At 36.4% G+C, this 6478-nt stretch carries 7 protein-coding genes; 6 read left to right on the top strand and 1 reads right to left on the bottom strand.

Translation table 11 applies throughout. The features are described 5' to 3' along the window. Positions 1-260 precede the first annotated feature (260 nt). The 6 genes from ACFVSH_RS21520 to ACFVSH_RS21495 all read left to right on the top strand — a co-directional run bounded on the left by ACFVSH_RS21520 (position 261) and on the right by ACFVSH_RS21495 (position 4901). Entirely contained in the window at positions 261-743 is a 483-nt protein-coding gene (locus ACFVSH_RS21520) for a hypothetical protein (protein ID WP_387603262.1), read from the top strand. Between the two features lie 204 nt (positions 744-947). Next, entirely contained in the window at positions 948-1301 is a 354-nt protein-coding gene (locus ACFVSH_RS21515) for a hypothetical protein (RefSeq protein WP_260289009.1), read from the top strand. A 402-nt stretch (positions 1302-1703) separates the two neighbouring features. Next, on the top strand, positions 1704-2192 hold the full coding sequence (locus ACFVSH_RS21510; RefSeq protein ID WP_387707733.1) for a GNAT family N-acetyltransferase: 489 nt from the start codon (positions 1704-1706) through the stop codon (positions 2190-2192). A gap of 254 nt (positions 2193-2446) precedes the next feature. Beyond that, a complete protein-coding gene (locus ACFVSH_RS21505) occupies positions 2447-2725 on the top strand; it encodes an ArsR/SmtB family transcription factor (protein ID WP_076370470.1) in 279 nt (92 codons plus the stop codon). 109 nt (positions 2726-2834) lie between these two features. Next, a complete protein-coding gene (locus ACFVSH_RS21500; protein ID WP_387603265.1) occupies positions 2835-3218 on the top strand; it encodes a VOC family protein in 384 nt (127 codons plus the stop codon). Between the two features lie 420 nt (positions 3219-3638). Beyond that, on the top strand, positions 3639-4901 hold the full coding sequence (locus ACFVSH_RS21495) for a dicarboxylate/amino acid:cation symporter (protein ID WP_387603268.1): 1263 nt from the start codon (positions 3639-3641) through the stop codon (positions 4899-4901). A gap of 289 nt (positions 4902-5190) precedes the next feature. Here the strand turns inward: ACFVSH_RS21495 and ACFVSH_RS21490 are convergent, their stop codons facing one another. After that, entirely contained in the window at positions 5191-6135 is a 945-nt protein-coding gene (locus ACFVSH_RS21490; protein WP_387603271.1) for an urea transporter, read from the bottom strand. Positions 6136-6478: the final 343 nt, after the last annotated feature.

The raw sequence follows: 6478 nt of genomic DNA, 5'->3' as shown, positions 1-6478 counted from the left end.
ACCAAGTAGTGCGGTGTGGTTGATTTCCCCTCCAGATGCTCGCTTTCCGCAGGGCGGGCGGAAGTTTAATAAGGGAGCTGCTTCGGCAGCTCTTTTTCTTGTGGCACTAAAGGGGCAGGATCGTTTAAGTGAATTAATTTATAGTTTGGTTTTATTATTTGTATAATCTAAGGCTTAAGACCGATATTAATTTAGACTGTAGAGGTATAGTAATAATAATCAATAAATGTTAAAATTTTCTTGGTTTAGCGAATGAGTGTATGGTTCTGTTTCTTGGAGGGAGGGCGACAATTATTAAAAAAGTTTGTATGAAATTTATATTTGCTTTTAGCGTATCTATATTTTTATTCGGATGCAGCATAGAAAAAGAAGACTTGAAAGAAGACCCTGGGCTTGATAAATCCCAAAAGATAGAAGTATCGTCAGAAGAAAATCCGGAATTGGTTTTAAACGTTATAGACAACCAAGAAGATGTAAATGAATTTGTTAATACACTTGAAGTTGATAAATGGAGTATTGTGGATATTCCTTCAAATTCGACTAAAGGGTATATTTATAAGATGTACCAAGAGGATACAGTCAAACTTGGAGAGCCTATTACTGTTAAAAAGGAACTTAAACAAATCGCCACAATTATTACATATAAAGACAGTCCTTATATCGAATTTAAAACCAAGAAACTAAATTTGCATTTTAAAGTTCCAAAAGATGTAGCAGAATACCTATCTAATAACGAAAATTAAAAACATAACCGTACAACAATTTCGTTAACTGGATGAAGAGTACGCAACCAAAAGATGTTTGGAATAGGAATATTTGGTTATTTTTAACTATTTGAATAATTAGTCCATTTTGATATTATAAAAGGGATAAAGATTGGAGGAGGAAATAACATAAAAAGCTTATTTTCAATCTTAAGTACCTTTGTGTTAGTTCTGGTAGGTGGAATGGTATTTAGTACTTCTACTGCTCAAGCAAGTGTTCCTCAGTATTCTTTTCAAACAGAAGATGGAAAATGGGATGGAGAAATTGGAAATCCTAACAAAGGTAGTGACTTAGAGGTGGAACTAGTTTCCCCCATTTATTTAAAGACCGCTTCTGGAAGTGTGTTATTGACTAATTATAGTAACTTATGGGCTCGTCTTTGCAATGCGAGTACTGGAAAGTGCACTGGCTATCATAGTTTAGCAGGTGGAAGTACAGTATTCACAGGTATGAAAATTGGTAAATTTTATGTTGATGTGAAAGATGGATATTCCTCTGGAAAAGTATATGGAAAACTACAAATTATTTTTAAATAACTTTTAATGCTTGCTACTCATTCTCAATGGGTAGCATTTTGTTTGAAAAGTTTCGTAAATAAATTTATATTTAAATATTTTTGTATAATTTACTAGCATTGAATTTTACAACTTCCTTTTTTTCAGATGAAGGGAAGCGTACTGACATCACTAGCACGTTCACCAACGCTACAAAGGGTAAGGCCACAATACTACAAGATACAGGAAATGTTGTTTGTATGACATGAAATATAGTTTGATACTTGGTTATTGAACTAACGGGTGCGTTTGCTGAAGATCTGGGCTGTCTTTAAGGCAGCTTTTTCTTATGGCACTAAGGGGGCAGGTTAGTTCATGAAGGGCAAATGAAAGTTTATGTCGAAATAATTAAGAGGTTTGATTAAATGTAAAAGAGGTATAACAATGACTGTTTCCTTAAATCAAATTTCCACAGATGAAAAGCATATTCTTAAGAATTTATATTCCCTTTATTTACATGACCTTTCGGAGTATACCGAGGGTTTAGACATATCATCAGATGGTTCATTCGAATTTGATTCATTTGAATTGATTTTGAAGAGGGAAGGGTTAACACCATATTTTTTGAAAAAAGATAAGATGATTGTAGGGTTTTTATTACTATTGGAAAGGCCGTTTTTAAATAAGGAATATGATTACAGCATCAATGATATTTTTATTTTGAAAAAATATAGAAGAAAGGGTATGGCCATTGCATTATTAAAGGAATTGTTTAAACAAAAAAAGGGTTGCTACTTTGTTGTTGAATTAGCCAAGAATATTCCTGCCGTTATATTTTGGAGAAAGATCTTTAGTGAGCTGAAAATAGATTTTGAAGAAAAAAAGAAAATGATAGATGATGAAGAATGTTTGATGCAATCCTTTCAAATTTAAACTGGATTATTAACTACAAGGGTTGCTGCGGCAGCCTTTTTCTAATGGAATGAACCGGGCAGGTGCTTATAAATTTAACTAGTGTGACGATCCAATGAGGATTCATGCATTTTTTGTCATTAAATTTATAAAATGGTTAAAACTATAATAATGTGACTTGAACTTGTTAAGAGTCATGATACGGTTCCTTTGTCATGCAACCATACAGTTGCTTGTACTTGACAGGCAACCTTTGGGTTGCTTATACTCGATATATGAATTGGGACAAAGACGCTATATTCAAAGCACTTGGAGACTCGACTAGGCGGCTTATATTAGACGAACTATCCGAACGCAACGAACTGACGTTGTATGAACTTACGGTACGTCTCATTATGAAGCACGACATTTCCATTTCGCGACAAGCAATAGCTAAACATCTTTCTGTATTGGAAGATGCAGGGCTCGTAAAATCAAAACGAAAGGGAAAGTATCGAGTAGTTATATTCAACAACGAACCACTTAAAAATTTGCTAAAAGGATGGATCGAGTAATTTTATAAAAACGGAACAAGACTTCTGGCAATCGTGTTGGTCCGTTTTGCTTGCAGCGGATTGTTAGCACAGCACCATGCGTCACAAATATCAAAGGAGGTAAAACATTATGAAAATCATTGTTACCAGCATATTCGTACAAGACCAAGACAAGGCACTGGAATTTTATTCAGAAAAACTGGGATTTGTAAAAAAGCAAGACGTTCCAATGGGGAAATTCAGGTGGATCACGCTTGTTTCTCCCGAAGCTCATGACGGTACCGAGCTTTTACTCGAACCGAATGAGCATCCTGCCGCACAGGAGTATCAAAAGAAGATATTTGCAGATGGCATCCCGGCAACAATGTTTGGCGTTGCAGATATTCATGAAGAGTACAAACGATTATTGGAAAACGGCGTGAAGTTTACTATGGAGCCGACAAAAATGGGCGAAGTCACAATAGCTGTCTTCGACGATACATGCGGCAACCTTATTCAGATATCGCAAAAGTAACATCATTGTGTTTTAATCAACAATTAAACAGCTTTATGGTAACCCTGTCCTAATTTTAGGACAGGGTTATACATGTTTAAGAAATTTTTCTCATTCTGCAATGGAAATGTGCCATTGTGGTCATCTAAACTAACGGGTGCGTTAGCTGATTAAGGAACAATAAAAGATCTCAATGGAATTAATAATTGATTCTTATAACTTTATAGTAATTCTGTATTTTACTGAATCATGAAAAAGTGATACAGTATTTGGTATATTTACAAATATTTTTAAATGGGGAGGCTGTCAATGGAAATGTAAATTCAATTTTTAAAGGCCATTTCTACTTTCTCATTCAATAGTCAAATGAGAATGGAATGATCTATTTATTGACAAATTGTGTGATGAGGCTATTAATCTTTCGTTCAGGGAGGACAACGTATGAAAAAGTTTTTTGCTTTTCAAGTATTAATAGCACTGTTTATTGGAGCACTTATCGGACATTTTTTTCCTGTACTTGGCCAATCCTTAAGACCGATTGGAGACGCTTTTATTCATCTTATTAAAATGATTGTTGTGCCTATTGTTTTCACCACTATCGTCATTGGGTCATCAGGCGACGGAAACATGAAAAAAATGGGTTCATTGGGACTTAAAACAATTATTTGGTTTGAATTTATTACCACTCTGATTCTAGGTATAGGTCTTATCCTGGTTAACGTTTTAAAGCCTGGTGCTGGGCTCAATTTATCCCATCTTGCTCAAAAGGATATCACACAATTAAATGAAAGCGTTACCAAGGTTGTCGATTTTAAAACGATGCTTGTTAATATCATACCAAGCAACATTGTTGATGCGATGGCAAAAAGTGATTTATTAGCCGTTATATTCTTCGCTATTTTATTTGGTGCAGCTGCTGGAGCAATTGGCAAAAAGTCAGAACCGGCTATGAAGTTTATGGAATCAGTTGCAAATATCATGTTTAAACTGACACAAATGGTGATGGTAACGGCACCGATTGGTGTACTCGCTCTCATGGCAGCCTCTGTAGGTCAGTATGGCATTGCCCTTTTAATCCCTATGACAAAGTTGATTGGGGTTGTGTATCTTGGGCTTGCTATCGTTATTTTCGTTTTATTCCCAATAATTGGTTGGTTCTTGAAGATTTCTTACTTTAAAGTGTTTCGAATGGTATGGGATTTGTTCCTTATCGCTTTTTCTACAACAAGTACGGAAACGATTCTGCCTCAGTTAATGGAACGAATGGAAGCATACGGTTGTTCGAAACGCGTTGTTTCATTCGTTATTCCTTCTGGGCTATCACTGAATTGTGATGGTTCGACATTGTACCTTTCAGTTTGCTCTATTTTCTTGGCACAAGCATATGGCATCCCGATGGATTTTGGCCAACAGTTGATTGTAATGGGGGTTCTTGTTGCAACTTCAAAAGGAATCGCCGCTGTTCCATCCGGTTCGCTAGTTGTCCTTTTAGCTACCGCCTCAGCAGTAGGGCTTCCTGCAGAAGGCGTCGCAATTATTGCAGGAATTGACCGTGTGCTGGATATGGCACGTACTGCTTGTAATACACCAGGACATGTTCTCGCTTGTATTGTCGTTTCGAAGTGGGAAAAAGAGTTCCGTCAGGGAGAATGGAAAGCTCAAACCGAACAGTCAAACATTCGGCAGGTGCCACCAACATTTTGATGATACGTTAAGCAAGCAAGGACCTGATATTCTCATCCCATTTGTTGAAAGTCATGAGTATGGGGTCTGAATAGTCATCTTGAATGGTATAGAAATGGATCAGGAAAAAACGTCAGTGAAAGTTGAGAAATAACGTCTTCCTTATCTTAAAATCGGAACTGCCTTTTAAGGCAGTTCTTTCTTTTGGCCAAGCCATAACATGAGGATCACTTAGATTTCCAGATGGTTACTTAATGTTGCAAAGGCAGCTGTCTTTGGAAGTAATGCCCATTCTCAAAAGTCAAATTGATTACAACCTAGGAAGGACTTTTCTCGCGCCTAGGAAAAGCCAGGTACTAAGTACGAAAGGCATTGTCAGGGCTGGAAGTCCATAGGGTAAAAGCCAGGTAGCTACACTTGCCGTTAAGGGTACTGTCACACAAGCTGCGATGATTCCTGATATAGGCGCAAATCGATTATGGCCCTCTTTAAAAACTATAGATACGGCAATGCTGGTTAAAATCGCATTGTAGCCATAAAGCCCCAAGATAATTAAAGAGTGTTCCCCTCCAAGTACGAATGATATGAGTAATGCAAACGCATTACCTAAAATGGAAAAAAGGCCATATTTCCATCCGGCCCAAAATACGCCAATAAATAATAGAATGCCAGCTAAGGTACTATCCAGAAAAAAAATTTGCCCTATCCCATTAAAACTCCCTTCCAGCCAATTAACCTTTCCAGAGATATTTAAGGTCCAGTGTGATAAGTCTTGAGGAACTAGTCCCGGACTTAACTGGAAAGCCTTTAACTTGTAAGATGCAAGCAACATAAACCAAGTCAGAATGATAAAAGGGAATGTAAGGATGGGAATCCCCGTGTTTCTCATGAAATGCATCATTGCTGCGGAAAAGATTGCCGCTAAAGCAGCTCCAACTAAAGCGATGAACCACTGAGAGGGTCCAGTTAAAAACAATGTTAGTGCAATGCCTGTTAGCACGGAGTTATATCCGTATAAACCTGAATTCACAATGTTTTCATTAGCACCTCCCAGTTTTCCGATTAGCATTCCTATGATTGAGGAAGATAGAGTAATGATCCCTAAAGGATAAGAATAAATCGTGATCGCCATTAGGATAATGAAACCAGTAACAGCATTCTCAATCAATATGACTTGAGAGATTCCTTTCAGTGATGACTTCATTAAAGAAAGAAACATTCCATCGGTCAATGAAGTACGTTTGTCTTTTTGCATAATACTAACCCCTCAATTAAGATATTTAAAAAAATAGGTTCAGATACAATCATTTCATTTTCTGCAGTTTTAAAAAATATCCTCTGAAACAAAACATGTTAATCATGCATTAAGAGTTTAAGTACAGCAGAAGGACAATGTAAAAACCTAAACGAAAAATGTAGATAATCATTTTCCGAGTTTACCTTTTTTATAGGGGATTTTTGCAAGTCCTATGTTTCCGGAAAGAGTTCTCCCTCCTATGAATATAATCCTTTAGCTTTTCTTGAATTTCCTCCTTACAAAGTCCATTCACTTAACTTTAAATTCATAAAATTATATATAATTTGATATATATGTATAT

The sequence above is a fragment of the Peribacillus sp. NPDC058002 genome (assembly GCF_042886655.1).
Taxonomy (GTDB): Bacteria; Bacillota; Bacilli; order Bacillales; family DSM-1321; genus Peribacillus; species Peribacillus aracenensis.
This window is presented reverse-complemented; position numbering and strand designations above follow the sequence as displayed.

What these genes read in the sequence shown, in the direction of transcription:
- ACFVSH_RS21520 (WP_387603262.1), top strand. Translation starts at nt 261, where the DNA reads ATGGTTCTGTTTCTTGGAGGGAGGGCGACAATTATTAAAAAAGTTTGT.
- ACFVSH_RS21515 (WP_260289009.1), top strand. Translation starts at nt 948, where the DNA reads ATGGTATTTAGTACTTCTACTGCTCAAGCAAGTGTTCCTCAGTATTCT.
- ACFVSH_RS21510 (WP_387707733.1), top strand. Translation starts at nt 1,704, where the DNA reads ATGACTGTTTCCTTAAATCAAATTTCCACAGATGAAAAGCATATTCTT.
- ACFVSH_RS21505 (WP_076370470.1), top strand. Translation starts at nt 2,447, where the DNA reads ATGAATTGGGACAAAGACGCTATATTCAAAGCACTTGGAGACTCGACT.
- ACFVSH_RS21500 (WP_387603265.1), top strand. Translation starts at nt 2,835, where the DNA reads ATGAAAATCATTGTTACCAGCATATTCGTACAAGACCAAGACAAGGCA.
- ACFVSH_RS21495 (WP_387603268.1), top strand. Translation starts at nt 3,639, where the DNA reads ATGAAAAAGTTTTTTGCTTTTCAAGTATTAATAGCACTGTTTATTGGA.
- ACFVSH_RS21490 (WP_387603271.1), bottom strand. Translation starts at nt 6,135, where the DNA reads ATGCAAAAAGACAAACGTACTTCATTGACCGATGGAATGTTTCTTTCT.